Genomic DNA, 25,137 nt, shown 5'->3' with positions numbered 1-25,137 from the left:
CGGCTTTATTGATTTTTCTGTTTCTGCATCTTAGCCCAGGTGTCGCGGAGGCCGACGATGCGGTTGACGACCATGTGGTCTTCTGTCGTATCGGGGTCGATGACGAAATAGCCCTGGCGCAGGAACTGAAACTTATCGCCGGCTTTATAGTCAGCCAGTGCCTTTTCAGCCTTGCTGTGGTAGACGACGAGGCTGTCGGGATTGATCTGGTCGAGGAAATCCTTGGAGTCGCTGCCATCGTCCTGGCGCAGGAGCGAATCGTAGACCCGCGTTTCGACATCGACGGCATCTTCGGCGTTGACCCAGTGGAGGGTGCCTTTTACCTTGCGGTCGGCGTTGGCGCCGCTGCCGCTCTTCGATTCGGGATCATAGGTGCAGCGCAGTTCGACGATGTTGCCGGCTTCGTCTTTGACGACTTCTTCACATTTAATGATGTAGGCGTATTTCAGGCGGACTTCTTTACCCGGAGCCAAGCGGAAGAATTTCTTGACCGGTTCTTCCATGAAGTCGCCTCGTTCGATGTATAAATGCTTGCTGAAGGTCATGTCGCGCGTGCCCATGGCTTCATTTTCCTGGTTGTTGTCGGCCTTCATCGTTTCCGTCTGGCCGTCGGGATAGTTGGTCAGGACGACTTTGATCGGATCGATGACGGTCATCAGGCGCGGCGCCTTCATCTTGAGGTCTTCGCGGATGCAGTATTCGAGGAGGGCCATTTCGACGAGGTTGTCGGCTTTGGCGACGCCGATGCGTTCACAGAAGTCGCGAATGGCTTCCGGCGTATAGCCCCGGCGGCGAATGCCGGAAATGGTCGGCATGCGGGGATCGTCCCAGCCGCTGACGATGCCCTTTTCGACGAGGGTCCGCAGTTTGCGCTTACTGGTGATCATGTTGGTGACGTTAAGGCGGGCAAATTCGATCTGGCGGGGTTTCTGCCCTTCCGGGTCTTCCCAGTCTTCGAGCACCCAGTTGTACAGCGGACGATGTGCTTCAAATTCGAGGGTACAGATGGAATGAGTGATCCGTTCAATGGCATCGGATACGGGATGGGCCAGGTCGTACATGGGATAGATGCACCACTTATTGCCTGTCCGGTGATGTTCGGCGTGGACGATGCGGTAGAGGATGGGGTCGCGCATATTGAGGTTCGGGCTGGTCATGTCGATCTTGGCGCGAAGTACCTTTTCGCCGTCGGCGTACTTGCCTTCCTTCATTTCTTCAAAGAGGCGCAGGTTTTCTTCGACGCTGCGGTTGCGGTACGGGCTTTCCTTCCCCGGTTCGTTGAAGGTGCCGCGGTAGGCGCGGATTTCGTCGCCCGACAAGTCATCGACGTAGGCCTTGCCGAGGGTGATCAGCTTTTTGGCGTATTCGTAGAGCTTGTCGAAGTAGTCCGAGGCAAAGAACATGCGGTCGTCCCAGTCAAAGCCCAGCCATTTGACGTCGCGCTTGATGGAGTCGACGTACTCTATATTTTCCTTGGACGGATTGGTATCGTCAAAGCGAAGGTTGGTGATGCCGCCGTATTTCTTGGCGATGCCGAAGTTCAGGCAGATCGATTTTGCATGGCCCAGGTGGAGATAGCCATTCGGTTCCGGCGGGAAACGGGTATGTACTCGATTGCCGTATGTATTTTTTTCGTTGTCTTCATCGATAATGGTTTCAATAAAATTTTTGGTCGTTTCGTTATCCATCGATGTGTCTCCCCTTTTATCTATGTATGAATGCTTGTTCAGTATTTAATTATACCTTGTATTGCCTTCTCTTTGCAACTCATATAGCCTATAAGAATACCGAGGCCTTGACAGAAGCTGTCTGTCCCCTCTCACGGCATCGACCTTCCCTTAGGCAGCCTCAAAGGAAATTTGGACAGGCCAAAAGGGGCATGATATAATTTATCGTATACAATGATAAAGGAGTCGATGCTTGCATGATAAAAAAACTTGTCACCTTTGAAGACCTGGGGTTCGTCCAATGGGGCGTCCTCGACGAATCGGAAACAGGCGTCTACGGGGCCATTGCCTTAGAAGAAGCCTTTTTCACGCCCCTTCCGGAAACGCTCTTGGAATTCATCCGCCAGGGCAACGACGGCATCTTAGCCTTAGCCGATGCCTTAGAGCAAAATGAAAAGGCCGGCGCCGTCAAGGCCAAGCCCCTCGACACGGTCCGCATCATGGCCCCCATTCCCCACATGGAACGGAACGTCTTCTGTATCGGCAAAAACTACGCCGACCACATCGCCGAATTCGATAAGACGGCCATGCCCGACAAACCGAAATACCCGGTCATCTTCACCAAGGCCACGTCGGCTGTCATCGGGCCGGACGATCCCATCGAACCTCATAAGAACGTGACCGAACAGGTCGACTACGAAGGCGAACTGGCCGTCGTCATCGGTAAAGAAGGCTCGGATATCCCGGTCAGCGAAGCCATGGACCACGTCTACGGCTACACCATCTTGAACGACGTCACGGCCCGCGACCTCCAGGCCAACCACGGCCAGTGGTTCCACGGCAAGAGCCTCGATACCTTCTGCCCCATGGGCCCCTATGTGCTCCTGCGCGATGCAGCTCCTGAGACCTTTGACATCATCACCAAGGTCAACGGCGAAGTCCGTCAGGACGGTTCGACAGGCGAATTCATCTTCACCATCCCCGAACTGATCCACACCATCTCCCAGGGCACGACCCTCTTCCCGGGCGACGTCATCGCAACGGGCACGCCGAGCGGCGTCGGTGTCGGCTTTAATCCGCCGCGGTTCCTCCATTCCGGCGACACGGTCGAAATCACCATCCCGGCCATCGGCACCTTGAAGAACAAAGTAAAATAAGCTTATACACAGCTCCTTTTTTTGTGGTATCTCAAAGAGAGCGGCCTGTCTTACGACGGGCTTTCTTCTTTCTTCTGAAGCACACTGTGTCTACGGCCATAGACGAAGTAGATCAACCAGCCAAGGATGGTCCAGCCCGTAAACAGCATCAGGGTATGCGGCGACAGTTCAAAGAAGATGAAGGCGCAGCAGATGAAACCCAACGGTGCGATGATGTGGACAGCCGGGCAGCGGAATCCGCGCGGATGATTCGGATAGATGCGGCGCAGAACCAGGATGCCGACGCTGGAGCACAAGAAGGCGAAGATCGTGCCGGCGCTGCACGTTTCAGCGACGATATGGATCGGCGTGAAGCCCGTGATGCAGGCGACGATGATACCGATGACGATCTGGATGATGTACGGCGTCTGGAACTTGGGATGAACCTTGTAGAGGCTCATAGGCATCAAGCCGTCACGACTCATGGAGTAGAGGGCACGGCTCTGGGCGAAGAGCATGCCCAGGACAACCGTCGACAGGCCGCAGATAGCGCCGGTGCCGACGATGGCCGAACCGAGGTGAAGGCCGATGTACTCAAGGACGAACGATGCCGGTGCTGCCGTATCGAGCATGGGATACGGGACGACGCCGGTCATAGCGGCGCAGACGGCGATGTAGAGCACCGTACAGATAGCCAGAGCCGAGATGATGCCGATCGGCATATCCCGTTTCGGGTTCTTCGTTTCTTCGGCCGCTGTCGACAGGGCGTCGAAGCCGAGGTAAGCAAAGAACAGGACGGCGGTCCCGGCGAAGACGCCATGGATGCCGTACGGCAGGAAGGGTTCCCAATTCATCGGTTCGATATGGGGGCCTGCCAAGAAGAGGAACAAGAAGATAGTCCCGATTTTAACATAAACTAAGACGCGGTTGACACGCGCACTTTCGCGGACGCCGACGACAAGCAGCGCCGTCGCTAAAGCAACGATGAGCACAGCCGGTAAGTTAATGATGCCACCATCTGCCGGAACGGCCGTCAAGGCCTTGGGAAGGTCGATGCCCATGGAATGCAGGATTCCGACGAAATAGGCCGACCAGCCGCCAGCAACGGCGCTGGCACCAACAGAATATTCCAGAATCAAGCTCCAACCGACCCACCATCCGAAGATTTCACCGAGCGATGCATAGGCGTAGGTATAGGAGCTGCCTGATACAGGCAAAAACGAAGCTAATTCAGAATAGGCCAAACACACAAACGCACATGTGACGGCTGCAAATACGAAGGATAACATCAGGCCAGGGCCAGCGTATTTTGCAGCGCCGATACCGGTCAGAACAAAGATCCCCGTACCAATAATGATGCCAAGACCCATCATGGTGATGTCGAAGGCGCCCAGCGCCTTGTTCAACTTCTTTTCTTTCGTGTGGGCCAGCAAATCATCGAAGGATTTACGGCGTAATATGTCCATAAGCTCATCCCCTGTCTGTTATTTCGCTGTCACACCGTTAGACGAAGAGGAGAAAATGCTTTTCCAGATAAAGCCGATGACGAAGCCGGCGATGGTAAAGCATACCCAGCCCATCCCCAACGAGTGGAGCGGTACCATAGTAGCAAAGATAGTATCAATATGTCCAAGCGAGAATTCAGCAGTCTGAAGACCCGTAACGATAGCCGGAATCAAGGTCAGGCCGATGGTCCATGCATAGACGCACTGGCGTCCGCCAAAAGCATTGTGCAGGAAGGCCAAGATGATGATGGCAACGACCAGCGGATAGATGAACATCAGAACCGGAATGGCGGCGGTGATGATCGTCTTCAAACCGAACATAGCGACGAAGAAGGAAATGAGGGTAAAGATAACGACCCATTTCTTATAGCCGATCTTAATCAGTTCATTGAAGTACGATGCGCAAGACGTAATCAGGCCGATCGCTGTGGATAAGCAGGCCAGAAGAACGATGATGGCCAAGATAACTGCCCCGGCGTTACCAAAGAGGATCATAGCACTCTTCGAAAGAACGGGAGCACCGGTTTCCTGAATCCCAAATGCAGCCACGCTGTCAGCGCCGATCTTCGCTACGAAGATGTAGACGAAGCCTAAGCAGCCAACGGCGATAGCACCGGCTTTAAAAACTTCTCTCGTAATGGCCGACGGCGTCGTTGCCCCGTCTTCCATGACGAATTCAATAACCAGGATGGCAAATACTAAGGAAGCGATAGCGTCCATCGTATTGTAACCGTCGAGGATCCCCTGTACCGCTGCGATGCTGGCCGTGCCGTAAGCGGCAATCGGTTCCTGCGGCGAGCCCAGAGGCGTGATGAAGGATTTTGCGATGAGCAGTAAAATAGCGAGCAGCAGGGCCGGCGTTAAGATTTTGCCGATGCGGTCGACTAATTTCTGCGGCGAAATGGATAACCATAAAGAAATGAGGAAGAATAAAACCAAGAAGCCGGTCATGATGGCTTCGCTGCCGCCACTCTGTAAGAACGGACGAACGGCGATTTCATAAGAAACGCTGCCCGTACGAGGAATGGCGAAGAACGGCCCAATGGTCAGATAGCTGATGACCGTAAAGAAGAGGCCGTATGCCGGATGAACGCGGCCAGCCAGTTCCTGCAGGTTCTTACAGCCCGAGTAACCCATGGCCAGGACACCCGCGAGCGGCAAGCCGACACCGGTGACGACGAAGCCCAGGACAGCCCACCAGACGTTGATGCCTGCGGCCTGACCCATGGCTGCCGGGAAGATCAGGTTCCCAGCACCGAAAAACAGCGCGAACAGCATAAGCCCGATGGCTACCGTTCTGTTTCCCTTATTTTCTCCCATAATAACACTCCTCCTAACAATTAATCGTGTCAATAAATAATAAGGACGCTGAATCGATTAAATTAAATAATTTAATCTTGAATTTATTCTATCATAAAAAAAGGAAAAAATCACAAAAACTCATCAACTTTAATCTAATTCTAATAGACAAATGTCTACCGTTTAATATTTTTTTGTAGTTTCCGTAAATTCGTTAGTTTTTCTTGTAAAATCTGTATAAACGATTTGTTGTCCAAAGGAGAACGGACGGCTGTCCTTATATATGACGGCGATAAACCGACATAATTGGCACAGGAGCGAACCAAAATTCCCTCGCCCCGAAGGGCGGCGATCAAGGGTTCGGCCAGGTGTTCCTCGACCAGGCGCCATAGGAGGAAATTGACGCAGGGCCGGAATACTTCAAGGCCAGCCATGTTTTGCAGGGCTTCATACAGATGGATGCCTTCAGCGGCGACGAGGCGGCGCGACGCATCCTGGTATTCCCCATCGCCCAAGGCGGCGACGCCGGCATACTGGGCCAGGACGTTGACGTTCCAGACGTCTTTATGGCCTTCCATGAGGCCCCGCCGAAAGGGCGTCGTCACGCCAAAGCCAAGGCGCAGGCCCGGCAGGGCATAAAATTTGGTCAGGGACCGGATGACGAACAGGGAATCCATGTTCTGTGCCAGACGACGGACGGAATAAGCCTCTTCCGATGGGAGAAAATCGAGAAAAGACTCGTCGACGATGATGTCCGTCCCCTTCCGTGCCGCAAGGGCTGCCAAGGCTTCCAGTTCATCGGCTAAGGCCAGGGTCCCTGTCGGGTTATTGGGGTTGCCGATGACGATGCAGTCGACACGGCCGCAGGCCCGCCTCAAGGTGTCCCAGGGATAGGCAAAGTTTTCTTTCGCCTGCAGATGGCAGTAGTCGACGGCAGCCCCGCCGGCCCGGGCCGCCCGTTCGTACTCACTAAAAGACGGAACGGGAATGAGTACCCGACGGGGGCGAAAGGTATGCATATAGAGATAAAAGAGTTCAGCTGCCCCATTTCCCAGGATGAGCGCATCGGGATTGACGCCGTAAGCTTTTCCAAGGGCTTCCCGAAGGGCCGTCCCCTTGGGGTCGGGATAGTGGACGACGTCGCCGATGTGAGCCGTCATGGCTTCTTTGACGGCCGGCGAAAGCCCCAGGGGATTGATGTTGGCACTGAAATCGAGCCAGACCTTCCCCGGCGGCGGGGCCTCATAAATGTTGCCGCCATGTTCAAATCGTTTGATCACAACATATCACCTCCTTTCCATAAAGATGCCGCCCTCTTGAAGATGGACCGTATCGACGTAAGTCCAGCCGGGAAAGGCGGCGGCCAAAGGGCGGACGAGGCCTTCTTCGACATCAAGGCCTTCCCCTTCGGTAAAAAAGACGCCGGCAACGGTCCCGCTGTGAGCCGTATTGACGCCGACGACGCCGGGCTTTTCAAAGGCCGCCTTGACGAAGGCCGGAAAATTGGGCTTTTCGAGGAGGACCTGGTTGGCCAGGGCACTGCACGTCGCCGCCTTGCCGACCCTTTCCGGCGTCAAAGGCTGTTGTAGGAGGGCCATGCCGGCTTCGATGGCCTTGGAATCGGACAGCCCTCGCCGCCCCCTTTCATGGAAGGCGACGGTATCCACCGTGCCGCCGGCATCAAAGACGGCGATGGAGAGCTTTGGAACCGGCCCGAGGACGGTCTTGATGATGCCCGTATCGGGGTTGATGACGGCCAAACCCCGACAAAAAATGCCGTCGGTCGGCTCGATAGAAGCGGCCAGGCGGCCAATCTCTTGTTCACTTAACTGGCGTCCCGAGACGAGGCCCACAGCCGCCAAGACGGCGCAGACATCGGCAGAACTCGAGGCCATGCCCTTCCCTTGCGGAAGAGCTGAGGTCAGGATGAAGTCGTAGGCTAGATTCGCTGCCCTACAGTACGTCTTGGCCAGGGCAAAAGCCGTTTCGGCCTTCGTCCCGCCGCCCAGGAGCTGTCCCGTCCCCGGCCGGATCGTGACCGTACTGTAGCGGTCGATGGGGCAGGTCACTAAAAAGGGCTCGCCCTGCCAAGACCCCTGCATGATTTCACCGCAGGAACCGGGAACGCGGACGATCAGCTCCATAGGCCGTACCGTGCCCAGGACAAGAGGGCCGTCAGGGCCCCTGCCAAAAGGGACGACCCGTACATCAGGCGAATGGTCTGCTTGATATGGATCGGTTCCAATTCGCGGCCGGCATCGCCCATGTATTCCCGAAAGGTGTCCTTGCCAAAATAGCGGTTGTGACCGCCGAGGCGGATGCCCAGGGCCCCGGCTACCGTCGCTTCGGCGTAGCCGCCGTTGGGGCTGGGGTGCTTTTTCGCATCGCGGCGCATGATGGCCCAAGCCTGTTTGGCGTCGTAACCGAGGATGGCCGCGACGGCGATCAATAAGAGGCCTGTCAGTCTTGCCGGGATGTAGTTTAAGACGTCGTCGACGCGGGCGGCGACGCGGCCAAAATAGAGGTAGCGGTCGTTCTTATAACCGATCATGGAATCGAGGGTGTTGGCTGCCCGATAGACGACGGCCAGGGGCAATCCGCCGAGGGCGAAGAAAAATAAGGGCGAAATGATGCCATCGACGGTATTTTCAGCGATCGTTTCCACCGTCGCTCTCGTCACTTCCGGACTGTCGAGGTGCTTCGTATCCCGGCCGACGATCTGGCCGACTTTGATGCGGGCCATGCGCAGGTGGTGGCGCAGGAGATAGTTATAGATATCGCGGCCGGCCTTGGCCAGGCTGTGAGGGCAGATCATAAAGGACAGGATCAGGCCCTGGATGACGTAATTGGCCCCTTCGTGAGGCAGAAATTCCAGGATCAGGACGATGGCCAGGGTCAGATTATAGAAAAATAACAGGGTGATGAATACCAACAGGCCGCCTAAGATGAAATGCTCCCACTTCGACGATTTTTCATTATAAAAAAGTCTCTCAAGCATACTGATAAAGGCCCCCATCCGGGCGACGGGATGAAGCGTCGTCCGTGGATCGCCGATAATAAAATCGATAATAAAGGCTGTGATGACCGTAATCATCGTATCCCCTCCTCTATAATGCGCGTAAGTGTCGGCATGTCGAGGGCTTCTCTCACGACGGCAGCCAGTCTATCATATTTCTCTTCTTTTTCCTCCCGGTAATGGAGGCTTACGGGCAGGGCCTGCCAACCCTTTTGGCGGCGCAGACCGTTTATAAATTGACGGCGGAAGTCGTCGTTATCAAAGATGCCGTGAATGTAGGTACCCCAGGCCAGGCCATCCCGGCGGGCAGCCCCGACCGTGACCTCACAGGGTTTCTCGGAGCGGCGGGTGACGACGAAGGGATGAAGGTCGTTTCCCGTAGCGTCCGTCCGGCCCATGTGGATCTCATAGCCCGTCAAGTTTCGGGCATCGATAGAACCGCCAACAAAGGGCAGGTCTTGGCATTCGGCCGTTACCTGAAAGGTCAGCTTCTCGCGATTAAAGGTCGTCGTACCCTGAAGGATGTGCAGGCCTTCGACGGATCCTAAGTCCGATTCACTGCCGTCGGGATCGACGACGGCATCGCCCATCATCTGGTAGCCGCCGCAGATGCCGATGACCGGTTTCCCCTTTTTCATAAAGGCCGCAAGTGCCTTGTCCCAGCCTTGTTCTTTGAGGAATAATAAATCTTCTGTCGTATTCTTACTTCCCGGCAGGATGACGGCGTCGGCGCCGTCTAGTTCTTCCGGCCGGCGGGCGTAATAGAGGACCGCATCCTTTTCTCGCGACAGGCTGTCAAAGTCGGTGAAATTGGAAATCTTGGGGACCTGAACGACGGCGATGTTGACCTTATCGGAAGAGGGTCCCGTCCCCTTCTCTTCGAGGGAGACGGAATCTTCGTCGTCGATGCCGAGGTCGCCGATATAAGGGATGACGCCTAAGACGGGCTTTCCCGTCTTTTCTTCCAAAAAGTCGATGGCCGGCGTAAAGAGGGATACGTCGCCGCGGAATTTATTGATGATCAGGCCCTTTACGTGAGCCCGCTCTTCTTCGTCGAGAAGTTCCAAGGTCCCGACCAAGGCCGCTAAGGATCCGCCGCGGTCGATGTCGGCCACGAGGAGGACCGGAGCGCCCAGGTGTTTGGCGACGCGCATATTGACGATGTCATGGTCTTTGAGGTTGATTTCAGCAGGACTTCCGGCCCCTTCGATGACCAGCGTGTCATAGGCCTTATCGAGGCGCGAAAGGGCTTCTTTTACGGCGTCAAAGGCCTTGATGGCGTAACCCTTATGGTATTCCCGGGCCGACATGTTGCCTACGGGACGGCCGTTTAAGATGACCTGGGAGCAGGCGTTGCCCGTCGGCTTCAAGAGGACGGGATTCATGTCGACCATGGGAAGTAAGCCCGCGGCTTCGGCCTGGGCGACCTGAGCCCGGCCCATTTCCAGGCCATCGGCGGTCACATAAGAATTGAGGGCCATATTCTGGGCCTTAAAGGGCACGACGCGCTGCCCGTCTTGTAAAAAAATACGGCATAATGCCGTCGTAAGGATGCTCTTGCCGACATGAGAACTCGTCCCCTGCAGCATGATATATTGTGCCACCCCTTATCCCCTCCTGTCCTAAAAAAACGGTATGGCTGCAATGGTTTAATTATATCGTTTCTGCAAAAAAATGCAAACACCGGAAAACGGAAAAAGCCGCTCGCCGGAAAGAATTTCCGAGGAGCGGCTGTGTAAGCTTATCCGTGTAATTTTCTGTCTAAGTCTTCAAGACGGGCAATGCGGTCTTCTGTGGGCGGGTGAGTGCTGAACAGGTTCATCAGCGTGCCGCGGACACCGGCAAAGGGATTGATGATGCACATGTGGGCCGTGGCCTTGCTAGCACCGGGCAATACCTGATAGTGGGCGTAGTTGTCGATTTTCGCCAGGGCACGGGCCAGGGCGATGGGATCGTCAATCATGCGGCCTCCTTCTTCATCGGCCATGTATTCCCGCGTCCGCGAGATACCCATTTGGATGACCGACGCCGCCAGAGGCGCTAAGAGCGCTGTCGCGATGAGGGCGATGGGATTGCCGCCTTCGCCGTCGTTATCGCGGCCGCCGCCGAAGATAGCGGCCCACTGGGCCATATTGGCGATCATGGCAATGGCGCTGGCAAAGCTGGCGACGATGGTGCTGATGAGGATGTCGCGGTGAAGGACGTGGCTCATTTCATGGGCCAGGACGCCGCGGATTTCATCTTCATCGAGGAGGCGCAGGATGCCTTCCGTCGCAGCCACGGCTGCGTGGGACGGATTTCGTCCGGTCGCAAAGGCATTGGGCACATCGGTCGGGATGATGTAGACCTTGGGCATGGGCAGATCGGCCCGCTGCGCGAGATCGGCTACGATGCGGTACAGATAGTGGTCCTCTCCGACTTGTTGGGCCTTGTAAGCCCTAAGTACCATGGTATCGCTGAACCAATAGGAAAAGAAATTCATACCCATGGCGATAATAAACATAATCATGACGCCGTTGCGGCCGCCGAAGATGCCGCCCAGGGCCATGAGGATACAGGCCAGGGCCGTCATGAGGAATACCGTTTTCACACTGTTCATAAAGCTCACCCTCTTCAAAAAAATCTAAAGGTCAAAAGGTTAAATATATCATGACCTTATTATATACGTTCTCAGGTTCATTGTCAACAAAGGGCTTATTTCAGGATTTTATTGTTGTAGCGGCGGATGTAGACGATGTAGTCGCCGTTACGGTCCTTCTGGCCGTCAAAGGCGACGGTGATCGAGACGTCGTCCTGTTTCCATTCGACTTCTTTGTCGCTCTGTTTGACCGGGAAGTTTTCCATATTGGAATAAATCGTCGCCACCAGGCGGCTGTAAATCGACTTGGCCGTCGCCTTGTCCTTGGTCTTGAAGTAGTTGTCAAAGGCTAAGACCTTTCCCTTGGCCGACGTATCGGCGGAAAAGATTTCAATGCCTTCGGTGACGGAAATCCCTTTTTCGACAGACGTCCGTTCGGCCTTTTCCGTAAAGGACACGGTGCTGCCGTAGAAGGTCCAGTCCGACAAGACCGAGAAGTTGCCGTCAAAGTCGGCTCTCGGCATGCCGAGATACACGGTCTGATAGGCCGTCAAAGGATTGGCCGCGATTTCATCGACAGACTGGTTATAGTCAAAGGCGCCGGCCGAGGCCGTCAGGGCCGTCCACAATAAACCGGCAGCGATCATTTTCTTATACATCATAGTAACCCCTCCTTACCAAAAGGGAGCCAAGAGCAGCGAGAATAGCGTAAAGACCAGGCGCTGCAAGGGAATTAAAATATAGGTGAAAAACGGCGTCATCATCAAGGCGATGAGGATCAAAAAGCTGTAGCGTTCGATGCTGGCCAGCTTATACGTCCATTCCGTCGGCAAGAAGCACATCAGGACCCGCGAGCCGTCGAGGGGCGGCAGGGGCAGCATGTTGAAGATGGCGAAGTTGACGTTGTACAAGACGATGAGCTGCAGCACCATGGGCAGGGCCGTCGACGAAAAGAGCTGGAGTTTGGCAAATACCAGTTGGACGACGAGGGCCACAAAAGCCGTGATCAAATTGGATACGGGACCGGCTAAGGCGACGCAGACCTCCCCTTTTCGCCAGTTGCGGAAGTTGCCGGGATTGATCATGACCGGCTTGGCCCAGCCGAAGCGGGCGACGAGGAGCATGATCAGGCCGACAGGATCGATATGGGCTACGGGATTTAAGGTCAGGCGCCCCATCATCCGCGGCGTATCATCGCCCATCCAGTCTGCAACTTGGGCGTGGGCATATTCGTGAATGACCAGGGCAATGAGCAGGCCGGGAATGCCGGCGATAATCGCGAGTATATTGAAGTCAAACATTGTATTCTATTCTCCTTTCGTATACTTTATATTATACGGTATCTTGCCCTATATAACAAGAGAGGCTGCCGCACAGGGGGTACGACAGTCTCTCTCTGGTTATTCTATTTTGATTACCGCTGACGATATTCGTATTCTACATTCTGTTCGACGATGACGGCTTTTTCTTCGATTTCGCGAATCTGGGCGATCATCCGGGCCACGAAGGCCTCGTCGGTAATGGACCGCAGGTTGATGCGGACGCTGTAGAAGGCCGAGCGCATGGCGGCCCGGGCGTTCATGGCAGCGATGGCTCCGTCGGTGATGACCCAGGCGTTGCCGTAGCGGACGGCTTGTTCGGCCAGCTGCAGAAGGGCAAAGATGTCCTTCCCCAGTTCAAAGGGCGACGTCGCCGCATCCTTAAAGGCCTGCTGTACGATGGCCGTTCGATCGGGCGTGTCCTTGGGCAGGCGGACGGAACGGATGACGTTGTCGAAGGCCGCCGCGTCTTCGGCGATGCCGTCGAGATAGCGCTGACGAAGGCTTTGCGCCTTGTCGCGAATGGAGATCATGAGCTTTTCGATTTCTTCATACCCTTTTTTGCCGATGGTCAGGTTGGCCACCATTTCGACTAAGGCTGCTGCCGATGCAGCCGTCATGGCAGCGATGCCGCCGCCGCCGGGAATGGGCTCCTTAGACGCCGTCACGGTCAGGAGCTCGTCGAGGGGCATCGATTGGAATTGATTATAATCCATCTTAGAAAAGACCTGTGATGACGCCGTTTTCGTCGATGTCCATGCGGTTGGCCGCCGGGACCTTCGGCAGGCCCGGCATGGTCATGATATTGCTCGTCTGGCAGACGATGAATCCGGCACCGGTGCAGACGCGGACGTCTTTGACGGTGACCGTAAAGCCCTTGGGTGCACCGAGGAGGGCCGGATTGTCCGACAGGGAGTACTGGGTCTTGGCCACGCAGATCGGCATGTGGTCGAGACCGAAGGCTTCCAGTTCCTGGATCTGTTTCTTGGCATTGCCTTCAAAGACGACGCCGTCGCCGCCGTAGACTTTCTGGACGATGGCCGTCAGTTTTTCCGGAATGGAGGCATTGACGTCGTAAATCGGTTTGTACGGCGTCTTGGGCTGTTCCAGCATCTGGAGGACTTTTTCGCCCATTTCGACGCCGCCCTTGCCGCCTTCGGCCCAGCAGTTATTGAGAGCTGCTTCGACGCCGTAGTCGGCGCAGAGGTCGCGAAGAGCCTTGATTTCAGCGTCGGTATCGCTGATGAATTTATTGATGCCGACGACGACGGGAACGTCGAAGAGGCGCATGTTTTCGATGTGTTTGGCGAGGTTTTCAAAGCCCTTCTTCAAGGCTTCGACGTTTTCTTCCTGTAAATTCTTCTTATCGACACCGCCGTGCATCTTGAGGGCCCGGACGGTAGCGACGATAACCACGGCATCGGGTTTGATCCCGGCAAAGCGGCACTTGATGTCCATGAACTTTTCAGCGCCGAGGTCGGCACCGAAACCGGCTTCGGTGACGGCGATGTCCCCCATCTTCATGGCCAGTTTGGTGGCGACGACGGAGTTGCAGCCGTGGGCGATGTTGGCAAAGGGACCGCCGTGAACGAGGGCCGGCGTGTGTTCAATCGTCTGGACCAGATTCGGTTTGATGGCATCTTTCATGAGGATGGCCATGGCGCCTTCGACGCCGAGCTGACGGGCCGTGACCAGGTTGCCGTCAAGGTCGTAGGCGACGGTGATGTCCCCCATCCGTTTCTTGAGGTCCATGAGGTCACTGGCCAGGCACAAGGCTGCCATGATTTCCGAAGCGACGGTGATCATGAAGTGGTCTTCCCGGGGGAAGCCGCAGACCTTGCCGCCCATGCCGACGACGAGGTTGCGAAGGGCCCGGTCGTTCATGTCCATGACCCGCTTCCAGATGATGCGGCGCACGTCGATGCGAAGCTGGTTACCCTGATGGACGTGGTTGTCGATGGCCGCTGCCAAGAGGTTGTTGGCCGCCGTGATGGCGTGCATGTCACCGGTGAAATGGAGGTTGATGTCTTCCATGGGCAGGACCTGGGAATAGCCGCCGCCGGCAGCGCCGCCTTTGATGCCAAAGACAGGCCCGAGGGACGGTTCGCGCAGGGCGACGACAGCCTTATGGCCCATGTAATTCAACGCCTGTGCCAGGCCGATGGTCGTCAAGGTCTTGCCTTCGCCGGCCGGCGTCGGCGTAATGGCCGTAACCAATACGAGCTTGCCGTCTTTTTCTTTCGAAAGGCGCTTGATGGCGTCAAAGGAAATCTTGGCCTTGTATTTGCCGTAGAGTTCCAAATCGTCGTCCGTCAATCCGACCTTCTTTGCAATGGTCGTAATCGGTTCTAATGTCGTCTGCTGTGCAATTTCGATATCGCTTAATACCTTTGCCATGGTAGTCACTCCTGTCCGCTGCATAAAAAAAGGCCGCTCCGCTGGTAAGTTGCCCAGACGGTCGGCTTCAAGAAATCATGCTCCCCGTGGTAACTCCACTTCCGTCAGTCACATGATTGTGCATTTATTATACAAAAAAACAGCCCTCGTCGTCAAGGGCTGTTTTCGTGTACGATAAGAATGGACGCGCTGCCGAGACGCCGTCCCCTTAGTCGGGAAGGACGGTGATATTCAGGCGGTCAAAACCGGCCAGCAGAGCTTTCACGTCTTTGGCAATGGCTTCGCAGCCGCCGACGGCTTTGCTTTCGATGTTAAGGGGCATATTGGGGTCGTGGAGGGACATGCGAAGAAGGGCCCAGCCGCCGGGGAATACGAGGCGGACGCCTTCATAAGACGGTTTGGCAATGGAGATGCCCTTTTCTTCAGCCCGCTGTTCAAAGGCTTTTAAGACGTCGGCACCATAGGCCTGAACGTCGCTGTCGCCGCTGATCTTGAGGCGATATTCCACGCCTTCGGCAGGCTGGCCGAGGGCCGCAATGAGGTCGCCTAAGGGCTTTCCGGCCTTCTTGGCTTTGGCGGCAGCGATGAGGAGTTTGACGGCCAAATAAGCGCCGTCGTCGAGGTAGTAGTTTTCACTTAAGGCGCCGTGACCTGACGTTTCAATGGCCAGGGGCGATACGGTACCGGCTTTATTGAGGCGGATGCATTCGTCGATGACGTTCTTATAGCCCCGCATGTAGCGGTGATGGACGAGGTGCAGTTCGTCTTCGAGGAAGGTCGTCAATTCATCGGACGTGACCGAGTCGGTAATGATGGTGCTGCCCGGGTAGTCGGGGGCCAAAATGGCGGCCATCATGGCGATGAGGGCGTTGCGGTTGATTTCTTCGCCACTTGGCAATACGGCGCTCATGCGGTCGACGTCAGTGTCGAAGATGAGGCCCAAGTCGGCCTGATTGTCGAGGACGGCTTTACGGATGGAAGCCATAGCTTCTTTGTTTTCCGGATTGGGGATATGGTTCGGGAAATGGCCGTCCGGTTCGAGGAACTGGCTGCCCGTCGTATCGGCGCCGAGCGGAGCCAAAACTTTTTTCGCAAAGAAACCGCCGCTGCCGTTGCCGGCGTCGACGACGATGTGCATCCCTTCCAAGGGACGATCGTACATGCCCGAGCGGAGGCCGGCGCAGATTTTCTGGCGCAGGTGCAGGGCGTAGCGTTCGATGAGGTCCAACGAGGCGATGGCTGCCGTCGATACGGCCGTTGCCGAAAGCTTCGAGGCCAGGGTCAGGACTTCTTTGACTTCTTTCTTTTCAAGGCCGCCGTTTTCCGTAAAGAATTTGAGGCCGTTGCGGTTATACGGCAGATGGCTGGCGGTGATCATGATGGCCCCGTCCATGGCCGTGTCTTCAAAAATGATGGACATGAACATGGCCGGCGTTGAAGCCAGGCCGCAGTCGGTGACGTGGACGCCCCGGCCGAGGAGGCCGGCAAAGACGGCTTCTTTCATCATGTCCGCCGAGATGCGCGAATCGTGGCCGACGGCGATGCGTAAGTCCCCTTCCTTCTTGCCCAACTTCTGGGCTAAAAACTGAGCATAGCCGGCGGCGATGCGGTTGACGGCTTCGGGCGTCAAATTGACCTTTTCGTCAGGGACGCCTTCGACGGCGATGCCGCGGACGTCACTGCCATTCTGTAATTTTAAGATTGCTTCGGTAGAGTTCATATGCCTGTTCCTGCTGCCTGTTCCCGGTAAGACAGCTTTTCCTTTCTGTAATCTACTTTTATCATACTGAAAATTGGCCCCTCCTGCAAGGCATACAGGGACCGGTCACTTATAAGACGTATTTTTCGATGGCTTCGGCTACGGCGCCTTCGTTGTTGGTAGCATCGGTCACGACGTCGCAATACTGACGGATAGCCGGATTCAGGTTGCGGACGCCGATGGAAAGGCCGGCCGCTTTGAGCATATCGATATCGTTGATATTGTCGCCAATGGCCATCGTTTCTTCGGGACGCACGCCGAGGATGTCGGCTAATTTCAAGAGGCCGGCGCCCTTATTGACGCCTTTATGCATGAATTCAATGTAGCGGTTGCTGGAGAAGCTGACCGTAATGTCATCGAGGAGAGGCTTCATGTCGGCATGGACTTTTTCCAAATAGTCGTAGTCCGTATTGGTCAGGATCAATTTCGATACTTCTTCCTTGCCGCGAATGAAATCGAGGGTCTGTTCTTCACAGGGAACGTAGCCCATGCGGCCCTTCAAAAAGGCTTCTTCGTCAGGCGTGATATTGGTGATATAGACGACGTCCCGCGTATAGATGTGCAGGCACTGGCCATAGGTGCAGCACTTGCGGAAGATCTGATCGGCCAGGTCAAAGGGAATGGGATCCCAGAACAGCGAGCGGCTGCCCTTATTTTCGGTGATGTTGCCGCCGTTAAAGCCGATGACGTACTGGTCAGGCTGTTCAAAAAGATGGAGGGTCTTCAAGACGCCGTCAATGGAGCGAAAGCCCCGACCCGTGCAGGGCACGAACTTGACGCCCTTTTCGACCGCCTTGGCAATGGCTTCGATATTGCGCTGACAAATCGTCGCGTCGCTGCTGAGCAGTGTTTCATCCATGTCACAAGCAATGATTTTATAGTTATTCATGGGCTTCTCTCCTTCAATAAATATTAATAATTTTAGATAATTCGTTACGTTCTGAACATATCATGTTCCCGGCATTTTCGCTACCCCAGGGACAAAATTAGTCCCATGATTCGCAAAAAGGAAGGGCCTCTGCCCTTCCTTTTTTATGAACGATGCCTACGGTCGCGGATAGCCCGCCAGACCGCCGACACGGCTTTAAACAGTACATAGATGAGGACGACGTTAAACAATAGGCCGAGAAAATCAGCGGCCCAGCCAAAGTTGCCCAGGCCAAAGAGGCTGCTCAGCATACTGCCGAGGAACATGCCCCCGGCAAAGAGGCCGATGCCGCGCATGGCCCCACCCCAGGCTGACGAGCGATTGGTCGTCGTATTGGTGTTGGTCCGAGGCGCTGTGCTTTGATTCCGAGTCTGGGATTGTGCCGATGAAGTGTTGTTATTGGTATTGGTTTTCGGCGTCGCTTTAGGAGCCGGCGCAGCCGGTGCCGAACGAGGGGCCGACATACGGATACCGCCTTTTGCAGCTTGGACCGGCTGGTACACAGGCGCCGTAATGAAGGCCGTCTGGAGAAGTAAGAGACAAGTCACGCAAAAAAGCTTTTTCTTCATGGTAAATTCCTTTTCTATCAATAGGTTAGCCGCCGAACGGCTATGGTTATTCTGCCTGTTCCACCGAGATCGAATCGTCTTTAGGAGCAAAAATAATGTCCTGTAAGGGGATGGCCGACAAATCATCGGTCAGCTTGTCCTGAATGGCCGCATAGGCGTCGTGGGTCGGGCAGGAGCCGTGACGACGGCGGTACAAGCATTCAAAACTACCGTCGAGGCAGCTGATGATCATGTTATCCCGATCCATCACGGTGATGACGTCCATCAGGTTCAATTCATGCAGATCCTTTGCCAGTCGGCAGCCGCCTTGGGCGCCGCGGACAATCTCGATGTATCCGGCCTGTTCCAGCTTCTTGGAAATCTTGTAGGCAAACTGCCGGGGAATCATCTGTTCATCGCTGATTTCCCGAATATTCTTCTGTTCCCAATCAGCCAGGGCCCGTAAAATACGGATTGCATAGTCAGTTTCTCTTGTTATTATCACTTCAACATGCTCCTTCTCTATTCTCTATGGATTAAGTCTATTATAACCTGAAATCAAGTGTAAGGCTATACTTTACTCATAAGAATTGATAAAAAATTCACATGTATACAAAAAACATAAGTTACCACACCAGTGACCCGTTTTATGCATAATAGAATCTTGCCAGTGCGTGGAAAAAATTATATAATAAGGAGTACTTGCATATTTTAGCTTTAACAACAGATGAGGTGTATTATGTCATTAACCGATGAAGTAAATAATCGCCGTACTTTTGCCATCATCTCTCACCCCGATGCCGGTAAGACGACGCTGACTGAAAAATTACTGCTCTACGGAGGTGCCATCCATCTGGCCGGTTCCGTCAAAGCCCGGAAAACGGCCAAACACGCCGTCTCGGACTGGATGGAAATCGAAAAGCAGCGTGGGATCTCGGTTACCAGCTCGGTCCTGCAGTTCGACTATGAAGGCCATCACATCAACATCCTCGATACGCCGGGCCATCAGGACTTCAGTGAAGACACGTACCGGACGCTGATGGCCGCCGACAGCGCCGTCATGCTCATCGACGTCGCCAAAGGCGTCGAAGCCCAGACCAAGAAATTATTCCGCGTCTGTAAAGAACGGGGCATCCCCATCTTTACCTTTGTCAATAAAATCGACCACTTCGGCCGCAACCCCTTCGACCTCATGGATGAAATCGAAGACATCCTCGGCATCCACGCCTACCCCATGAACTGGCCCATCGGCCTCAACGGCAGCTACCAGGGCATTTACGACCGGGCCTCGTCGTCCATCGAACTCTTTGAAAAGGACACGACCCACGGCCAGCGCAAACTGGCGTCGACCAAGGGCTCGGCCGACGATCCGATCTTTAAAGAACTCCTCGACGAAGACGTCCACCAGGGCCTCATCGACGACATCGAACTCCTCGACGAAGCCGGCGACGAATTCGATATGGAAAAGGTCAAGCGCGGCGAACTGACACCGATGTTCTTCGGCTCGGCCATGACCAACTTCGGCGTCAAGCCCTTCCTCGAAGAATTCCTGCGCATGGCTCCGAAACCGCAGCCGCGAAAATGCCTCGAAGGCTCCGTCGACCCGACATCGGATCAGTTCACGTCCTTCGTCTTTAAGATCCAGGCCAACATGAATCCCCAGCACCACGACCGCATCGTCTTCATGCGCATCTGCTCGGGCAAGTTCGAAAAGGGCATGTCGGTCACCCATCGCCAGTCGGGCAAGACCCTGCGGCTCATGCAGCCCCAACAGTTCCTGGCTACGGAACGGACGATCATCGAAGACGCCTACCCCGGTGACATCATCGGCGTCTTTGACAACGGCACCATGGGTGTCGGCGACACCCTCTACGACGGCAAGAAGAAAGTCACTTTCAAAGACTTCCCGACCTTCCCGCCGGAACTCTTCGCCCGCATCCGCGCCAAGGACTCCATGAAGCGCAAGCAGTTCTTAAAGGGCATGACCCAGTTAGCTCAGGAAGGGGCCGTCCAGATCTATGAAAACCTGGGCTCCATGGAAAGCTACATTGTCGGCGCCGTCGGCCAACTGCAGTTCGAAGTCCTCGAATACCGGCTGAAGCACGAATACGGCGTCGATCTGGAAATGAACCGCCTGCCCTACACCGTCGCCCGCTGGATCCAGGATAACGGAAACGACTACAAGGACCTCAAGAACATCGACAGCGCCATGATCGTCAAAGACCATAAACAGCGCGTCGTCCTGCTCATTACCAACGAATGGCAGGCCAACTGGATCGTCGAACGAAATCCTGACTTTACCTTCTGCACGACGCCGGACCAACTGGCCATCGACGACGAAGAAGAATAAGAAACACGCCAAAAAGACCGAGAAGAAATGACATTCATTTCTTCCCGGCCTTTTTTATATGCCGATCTCGAGGCGTGTCAAAGATAGATTTCGATCAAGCAGCGATTAGGCGACGGCGCGGCACCATTCCGGCAGGGTGACGACCCGGTCGAAGACCGGCAGCCAGATGCCCTTGGTATGGTTATAAGTCCGAATGATGATCTTGTCGGAATAAAGATAGATCGAGTTGGAATAAATGGTGTCTTCGTCCCAGTCGCTGTTATAGACGTTGAGGACCCGGCCTTCATAGTAGTTCTGATCGTCCATGAAGGTCGCATCGCCGGGCATGGTATGGGTGTGTCCCGATACCCACAGGCGGACCTGGTGGTGGCGGGCCAAAATGCGGCGGATGTCGGCTGCCGGTTGGGCGGAATTGCGCGGTGTCGGCAGGCTGACGCCATTCTTTTCGGGAACGGCTGTATTTTCTAAGGGAGCGTGACAGAAGATGATCGTCGGCATCTGACGGTGGGCGGCCAGGGTCTGGTCGAGCCAGGTCAGCTGCTGATGGGATAATTCGACGGCAGCGCCGCCGGTAACCGTGTCCGGCGACAGGAAGACCAGGAGATACCCCCGCTGTTCTTTGGCGTAATACAGCGGCCCGAAGGTCTTGGTATAGCGGGCAAAATGCAGGATTCGTTCGGTACTGCTGCAGGGCCGCAGGTCTTCGCCGTGGCCCGTATAGAGCAGTTCATGATTGCCGGCAATGAAGGCCTTGCGCTTTTTGAGACCGTTGACGACGAGCCGCACCAGGCGGTATTCTTCGGCGTCGCCGTTGCGCTGGACCATATCGCCCGTAAAGACGGCCAGATCGAGGTCGCGCCAGTCGTTCATATCCTGCAGGGCCCCTTCTTTGGCAGCCATATAGCGCAGGCGTTCTTTCGGCGTGACCAATTTTTTGCACGGATAATGGAAATCGCTAATGATCGACAGGCGCGAATAATTTTTTCTTTCAAGTCCCTCTTGATTCCTGGAAAACAGTGACGAAAACATGGCATCTCCTCCTCATCCCCAATAGAAACAGGCTCTCGCTGTACATCTTCAGTATAGCGAGAGCCTGTATATCTTTTGCAAAGACTGATTGAAATGTCTGTAAAAGGAAGCCTTTATGAGGCCCTTTCAGCGTGATTTATGCCTGTTCTTCTTCCGGATAGGTCAGGCCCCACTGCTTGCGGATGGTGGTCATGAGGTCCATGACGTCCTTGGTGTATTCCTGGCACATGCCCTTGCCGCCGTTAGCGACGGCTTGTTCCATATCGAGGATTTCGTACTGCAGGGCTTTCGCCGTGCTGCCTTCCTGGATGACTTCTTTGCGGCCGTCTTCGGTATAGGTGATGGTCGCCGTGTCAGCCCGGGGATAGTCGTAGATTTCGATATAGCCTTTATCGAAGGCAGCCATGCCCCGTTTCGGCTGTTTGGCGTGGAGGGACAGAGCTAAGGTGGCCATTTCCCCTTCTTTGTTCTGGAGGAGGATGCCGGCCTGTTCATCGACGCCGGTCGGAGCCTGCAGGACCTGGGATGCGATCTGATCGGGCTGGGCCGTCATGAAGTAGCGGACGAAGGACAAGGCGTAGACGCCGATATCGAGGAGGGCCCCGCCGGCCAGAGAACGGTTGAAGAAACGGTTCTTCATGTCATATTCTTTATAGCTGCCGAAGTTCATCTGGACGAAGCGCAGTTTCCCTAAGGCACCGGAGTTGACGAGGTCGGCCAATTTCTTATAGACCGGCATGTGATACAAGGTCATGGCTTCGGCCAGGACGACGCCTTTTTCTTCGGCGACTTTGCGGGCCCGGGCCAGTTCGTCACTGTTGAGGGTAATCGATTTTTCGCAGAGGACGTGCTTTCCCGCTTCCAGGGCCGGGATCAGGTACTGGATGTGCGTGTTGTGCGGCGTCGATAAGTAGACGATATCGACGTCGGGATCGGAAAAGATGTCTTCCGGCTTGTCATAGACTTTGGAGATGCCGTATTTTTCGGCAAAGGAAACGGCTTTGGCATGGGTCCGGTTGCCGACGCCATACAGGTTGCCGCCTAATTGCTGCATAGCCTGAGCCAATTCATTCCCAATTACACCGCAGCCTAAGGTGGCCCAACGATAAGATGTCATGATAGAAATTCCCCCTTTTACGATAACAGGCGGCTGACGAGTTTGACACAGTCTGCCGCGTCTTTTGAATAGCCGTCGGCGCCGATTTCATCGGAAAAGCTCGGTGTCACGGCGGCGCCGCCGATGATGATCTTTCCGTCGTAATGCCGATCGGCGGCTTCGGCAATGACGTCTTTCATATGCATCATGGTCGTCGTCATCAAAGCCGACAGGCCGACGACGGACGCCTTTTGGCAAAGGGCCGTTTCGATGATCTTGCCGGCCGGCACGTCTTTGCCCAGGTCGATGACCTTATACCCGTAGTTGCGCAGCATGAGACCGACGAGGTTCTTGCCGATATCATGGACGTCGCCTTCGACGGTGGCGATGATGACCGTCGCCATTTCCGCCTGGCCCGGCGCCTTTTTGATGAGTGGCTCTAAGTAGGCAATGGCCGTTTCCATCGTATTGGCACTAGCAATGAGCTGGGGCAGGAAATAGATCTGCTTGTCATATAAATTGCCGACTTCGGTAATGGCCGGAATCAGCTGTTCATCGATGATGGCGCCTGGAGCCGTGCCTTTTGCCATTTCGGCCTGGGCTAAGGCGACGATGGCCTCTTTTTCACCGTCCAGGACGGCCTGATAGACGGGACTGACCGGTTTTTCATCCGTGCCCTCAGACTCCCCCGGCGAAGCGGCGGTGGCCGACTCGCCGTGACGGGCCAGGAGTTCTGCTTCCTGCTTCCGTTTGGCTTCAGCCTCTTTCTTATCGAAATACTGCATGCGGCGGATGTAGCCGAGGTCACTGCCTTCGCGGTTCATGAGCATATTGGCAGCCGCCGCCGTATTCATCAGAAGGTCCTGGGACGGATTGGCAATGGCCATGGTAAGGCCGCTGGCAATGGCCATGGATAAGAAGGCGGCATTGACGTACATCCGGTCCGGCAGGCCGAAGGAAATGTTGGACAATCCGCAGACCGTGGCTAGACCCAAATCGTTCTTGCAGTGGGAAAACGTCGCCATGCAGTCAAGAGCTGCCGTCGGCGCCGCACCGACCGTCGCTACCAGGGCATCGACGACGATGTCTTCGGGCTTAAAGCCGGCGTCATAAGCGTGGTTCAAGAGTTCATCGAGGACGGCGTGTTTTTCCGCTAAGGTCTTGGGAATGCCCTCATCCGATACGGGCAGGGCGATGAACATGGCACCGTACTTCTTGACGACAGGCAGGAGGGTTTCGTATTTTTCCGTTTCACAGGAAATGGAATTGACCAGGGCCCGACCGGGATAGATGCGCAGGGCGGCTTCCATGATTTCCGGCGAGCTGGTATCGATGCTAAGGGGCAGTCCCGATACGCCGGTCACTTCATAAATGGCTTTGAGCATCATCTCTTTTTCATCGATTCCGTTGGTCCCCATGTTGACGTCGAGGATCGAGGCCCCGTACCGTTCCTGCTCGCGGGCCATGGAGCGGACTAAATCGAGTTTTCCCGCCCGCAGTTCGGCCTGGAGTTTCTTCTTGCCCGTCGGATTGATGCGTTCGCCAATGACCTGAAAATCACCGTCGAGATGGATGTCCAGGACCTGCCGTTCCGATGCCAGGACGCGGTGGTGACCGGCCTTCGGTACTTTTGGCGTCAGACCCTTTACGGCGTCAGCCAGGGCCTTCATATGAGCCGGCGTCGTCCCGCAGCAGCCGCCGACGATATGGGCCCCAGCTTCGATGAGGAGGCAGCCGTCTTGGGCAAATTCTTCCGGCGTCGTCTTATAGACCGTCTTGTCGCCTTCCAGTTCGGGAAGGCCGGCATTCGGTTTGGCGATGATGGGAATATTGGCATAATCGTACATCGTCCGTACCGTATCGACCATGTCGGCCGGTCCCGTCGAGCAGTTGAGGCCGACGGCGGCAACGCCTAAGTGTTCGAGGACGACGACGGCCGCTTCCGGCGGCGTGCCATACAAGGTGCGGCCGTCTTTTTCAAAGGTCAGAGTGGCCATGATGGGCAGGTCGCAGACTTCTTTGATGGCCAAAACGCAGGCCCTCGTTTCCTGAAGGCTCATCATCGTTTCGACGACAAAGAGGTCGACGCCGGCTTCATAAAGGACCTTGGCCTGTTCTTTATAGACCGTCACCAGTTCTTCAAAGGTCAAATCCCCCATGGGATAGAGCTGGCGGCCGGTCATGGTCATATCGCCGGCCACCAAAGCCTTGTCCCCTGCGGCTTCTTTAGAAATGGCCACCAACCCCTCATTGATGGCTTTCAAGTCCTGATCTAATCCGTATTCCGCCAGTTTCAGGCGGTTGCCCGTAAAGGTCGGCGCATAGACGATATCGGTCCCGGCTTCAATGAATTTTCGCTGCAAATCGATCATGACCTGGCGATTTTCCAAAATCCATTGTTCCGGGCAGACGCCGATAGGCATGCCGGCCTGCTGTAAATTGGTTCCCGTAGCGCCGTCGAGGACGACGACACCCCTGTCTAAGAGCCGCTGAAATGCTTCGTTGGTCAA

Annotated in this window: 21 protein-coding genes and 1 riboswitch; of the genes, 2 read left to right on the top strand and 19 right to left on the bottom strand. The window is 55.3% G+C overall.

What is annotated here, in order from left to right:
- Positions 1–5: 5 nt before the first annotated feature.
- Complete coding sequence (locus tag HMPREF3201_RS05310; protein WP_062412087.1) at positions 6–1,688, bottom strand: glutamine--tRNA ligase/YqeY domain fusion protein; 1,683 nt, start codon at positions 1,686–1,688, stop codon at positions 6–8.
- 236 nt (positions 1,689–1,924) lie between these two features.
- On the opposite strand from HMPREF3201_RS05310, the gene HMPREF3201_RS05305 reads away from it, so the two are divergent.
- Positions 1,925–2,824 carry a fumarylacetoacetate hydrolase family protein gene (locus tag HMPREF3201_RS05305; protein WP_062412086.1) on the top strand — a complete coding sequence of 300 codons (900 nt, stop codon included), beginning with the start codon at positions 1,925–1,927 and terminating at the stop codon, positions 2,822–2,824.
- A gap of 50 nt (positions 2,825–2,874) precedes the next feature.
- Here the strand turns inward: HMPREF3201_RS05305 and HMPREF3201_RS05300 are convergent, their stop codons facing one another.
- The 15 genes from HMPREF3201_RS05300 to HMPREF3201_RS05230 all read right to left on the bottom strand — a co-directional run bounded on the left by HMPREF3201_RS05300 (position 2,875) and on the right by HMPREF3201_RS05230 (position 18,657).
- Positions 2,875–4,269, bottom strand: coding sequence for an amino acid permease (locus tag HMPREF3201_RS05300; RefSeq protein WP_062412085.1), 1,395 nt, complete (start codon positions 4,267–4,269; stop codon positions 2,875–2,877).
- Between the two features lie 18 nt (positions 4,270–4,287).
- Positions 4,288–5,628, bottom strand: coding sequence for a branched-chain amino acid transport system II carrier protein (gene brnQ / locus HMPREF3201_RS05295; RefSeq protein ID WP_062412084.1), 1,341 nt, complete (start codon positions 5,626–5,628; stop codon positions 4,288–4,290).
- Between the two features lie 155 nt (positions 5,629–5,783).
- Positions 5,784–6,887 (bottom strand): threonine-phosphate decarboxylase CobD, encoded by a 1,104-nt coding sequence (gene cobD / locus HMPREF3201_RS05290; protein ID WP_062412083.1) that lies wholly within the window; start codon positions 6,885–6,887, stop codon positions 5,784–5,786.
- 6 nt (positions 6,888–6,893) lie between these two features.
- Positions 6,894–7,751, bottom strand: coding sequence for a GHMP family kinase ATP-binding protein (locus HMPREF3201_RS05285; RefSeq protein WP_062412082.1), 858 nt, complete (start codon positions 7,749–7,751; stop codon positions 6,894–6,896).
- On the bottom strand, positions 7,742–8,701 hold the full coding sequence (gene cbiB / locus HMPREF3201_RS05280; protein WP_062412081.1) for an adenosylcobinamide-phosphate synthase CbiB: 960 nt from the start codon (positions 8,699–8,701) through the stop codon (positions 7,742–7,744). The genes HMPREF3201_RS05285 and cbiB overlap by 10 nt, the downstream gene beginning before the upstream one ends.
- Complete coding sequence (locus HMPREF3201_RS05275) at positions 8,698–10,227, bottom strand: cobyric acid synthase (RefSeq protein WP_062412080.1); 1,530 nt, start codon at positions 10,225–10,227, stop codon at positions 8,698–8,700. Before HMPREF3201_RS05275 ends, cbiB begins: the two co-directional genes overlap by 4 nt.
- 137 nt (positions 10,228–10,364) lie before the next feature.
- The gene (gene htpX / locus HMPREF3201_RS05270) at positions 10,365–11,222 is read right to left on the bottom strand and encodes a zinc metalloprotease HtpX (protein WP_062412079.1); all 858 of its coding nucleotides are present in this window, start codon (positions 11,220–11,222) and stop codon (positions 10,365–10,367) included.
- A gap of 95 nt (positions 11,223–11,317) precedes the next feature.
- Entirely contained in the window at positions 11,318–11,863 is a 546-nt protein-coding gene (locus HMPREF3201_RS05265) for a hypothetical protein (RefSeq protein ID WP_062412078.1), read from the bottom strand.
- 12 nt (positions 11,864–11,875) lie between these two features.
- Positions 11,876–12,502, bottom strand: coding sequence for a site-2 protease family protein (locus HMPREF3201_RS05260; protein ID WP_062412077.1), 627 nt, complete (start codon positions 12,500–12,502; stop codon positions 11,876–11,878).
- A 113-nt stretch (positions 12,503–12,615) separates the two neighbouring features.
- Entirely contained in the window at positions 12,616–13,236 is a 621-nt protein-coding gene (locus HMPREF3201_RS05255; protein ID WP_062412076.1) for a cyclodeaminase/cyclohydrolase family protein, read from the bottom strand.
- A 1-nt stretch (position 13,237) separates the two neighbouring features.
- On the bottom strand, positions 13,238–14,917 hold the full coding sequence (locus HMPREF3201_RS05250; protein ID WP_062412075.1) for a formate--tetrahydrofolate ligase: 1,680 nt from the start codon (positions 14,915–14,917) through the stop codon (positions 13,238–13,240).
- 44 nt (positions 14,918–14,961) lie between these two features.
- Positions 14,962–15,039, bottom strand: a riboswitch (ZMP/ZTP riboswitch).
- An 86-nt stretch (positions 15,040–15,125) separates the two neighbouring features.
- Positions 15,126–16,637: a phosphohexomutase domain-containing protein gene (locus tag HMPREF3201_RS05245; RefSeq protein ID WP_062412074.1), complete on the bottom strand. Its 1,512-nt coding sequence runs from the start codon at positions 16,635–16,637 to the stop codon at positions 15,126–15,128.
- A 109-nt stretch (positions 16,638–16,746) separates the two neighbouring features.
- On the bottom strand, positions 16,747–17,565 hold the full coding sequence (locus HMPREF3201_RS05240) for a Cof-type HAD-IIB family hydrolase (protein ID WP_062412073.1): 819 nt from the start codon (positions 17,563–17,565) through the stop codon (positions 16,747–16,749).
- A gap of 143 nt (positions 17,566–17,708) precedes the next feature.
- Positions 17,709–18,173 carry a hypothetical protein gene (locus HMPREF3201_RS05235; RefSeq protein WP_062412072.1) on the bottom strand — a complete coding sequence of 155 codons (465 nt, stop codon included), beginning with the start codon at positions 18,171–18,173 and terminating at the stop codon, positions 17,709–17,711.
- A 46-nt stretch (positions 18,174–18,219) separates the two neighbouring features.
- Positions 18,220–18,657: an RrF2 family transcriptional regulator gene (locus tag HMPREF3201_RS05230; protein WP_062412071.1), complete on the bottom strand. Its 438-nt coding sequence runs from the start codon at positions 18,655–18,657 to the stop codon at positions 18,220–18,222.
- A gap of 234 nt (positions 18,658–18,891) precedes the next feature.
- Between HMPREF3201_RS05230 and HMPREF3201_RS05225 the strand changes: the two genes are divergently transcribed.
- Complete coding sequence (locus HMPREF3201_RS05225; RefSeq protein WP_062412070.1) at positions 18,892–20,502, top strand: peptide chain release factor 3; 1,611 nt, start codon at positions 18,892–18,894, stop codon at positions 20,500–20,502.
- Between the two features lie 105 nt (positions 20,503–20,607).
- On the opposite strand, the gene HMPREF3201_RS11390 is transcribed toward HMPREF3201_RS05225, so the two are convergent.
- From HMPREF3201_RS11390 to HMPREF3201_RS05210, 3 genes are all read right to left on the bottom strand, one after another.
- On the bottom strand, positions 20,608–21,531 hold the full coding sequence (locus HMPREF3201_RS11390; protein WP_082709397.1) for a metallophosphoesterase family protein: 924 nt from the start codon (positions 21,529–21,531) through the stop codon (positions 20,608–20,610).
- Between the two features lie 136 nt (positions 21,532–21,667).
- Positions 21,668–22,648 (bottom strand): Gfo/Idh/MocA family protein, encoded by a 981-nt coding sequence (locus tag HMPREF3201_RS05215; RefSeq protein WP_062412069.1) that lies wholly within the window; start codon positions 22,646–22,648, stop codon positions 21,668–21,670.
- A 17-nt stretch (positions 22,649–22,665) separates the two neighbouring features.
- The gene (locus HMPREF3201_RS05210; RefSeq protein WP_062412068.1) at positions 22,666–25,137 is read right to left on the bottom strand and encodes a homocysteine S-methyltransferase family protein; all 2,472 of its coding nucleotides are present in this window, start codon (positions 25,135–25,137) and stop codon (positions 22,666–22,668) included.

Source organism: Megasphaera sp. MJR8396C (assembly GCF_001546855.1).
GTDB lineage: Bacteria > Bacillota > Negativicutes > Veillonellales > Megasphaeraceae > Megasphaera.
This window is presented reverse-complemented; position numbering and strand designations above follow the sequence as displayed.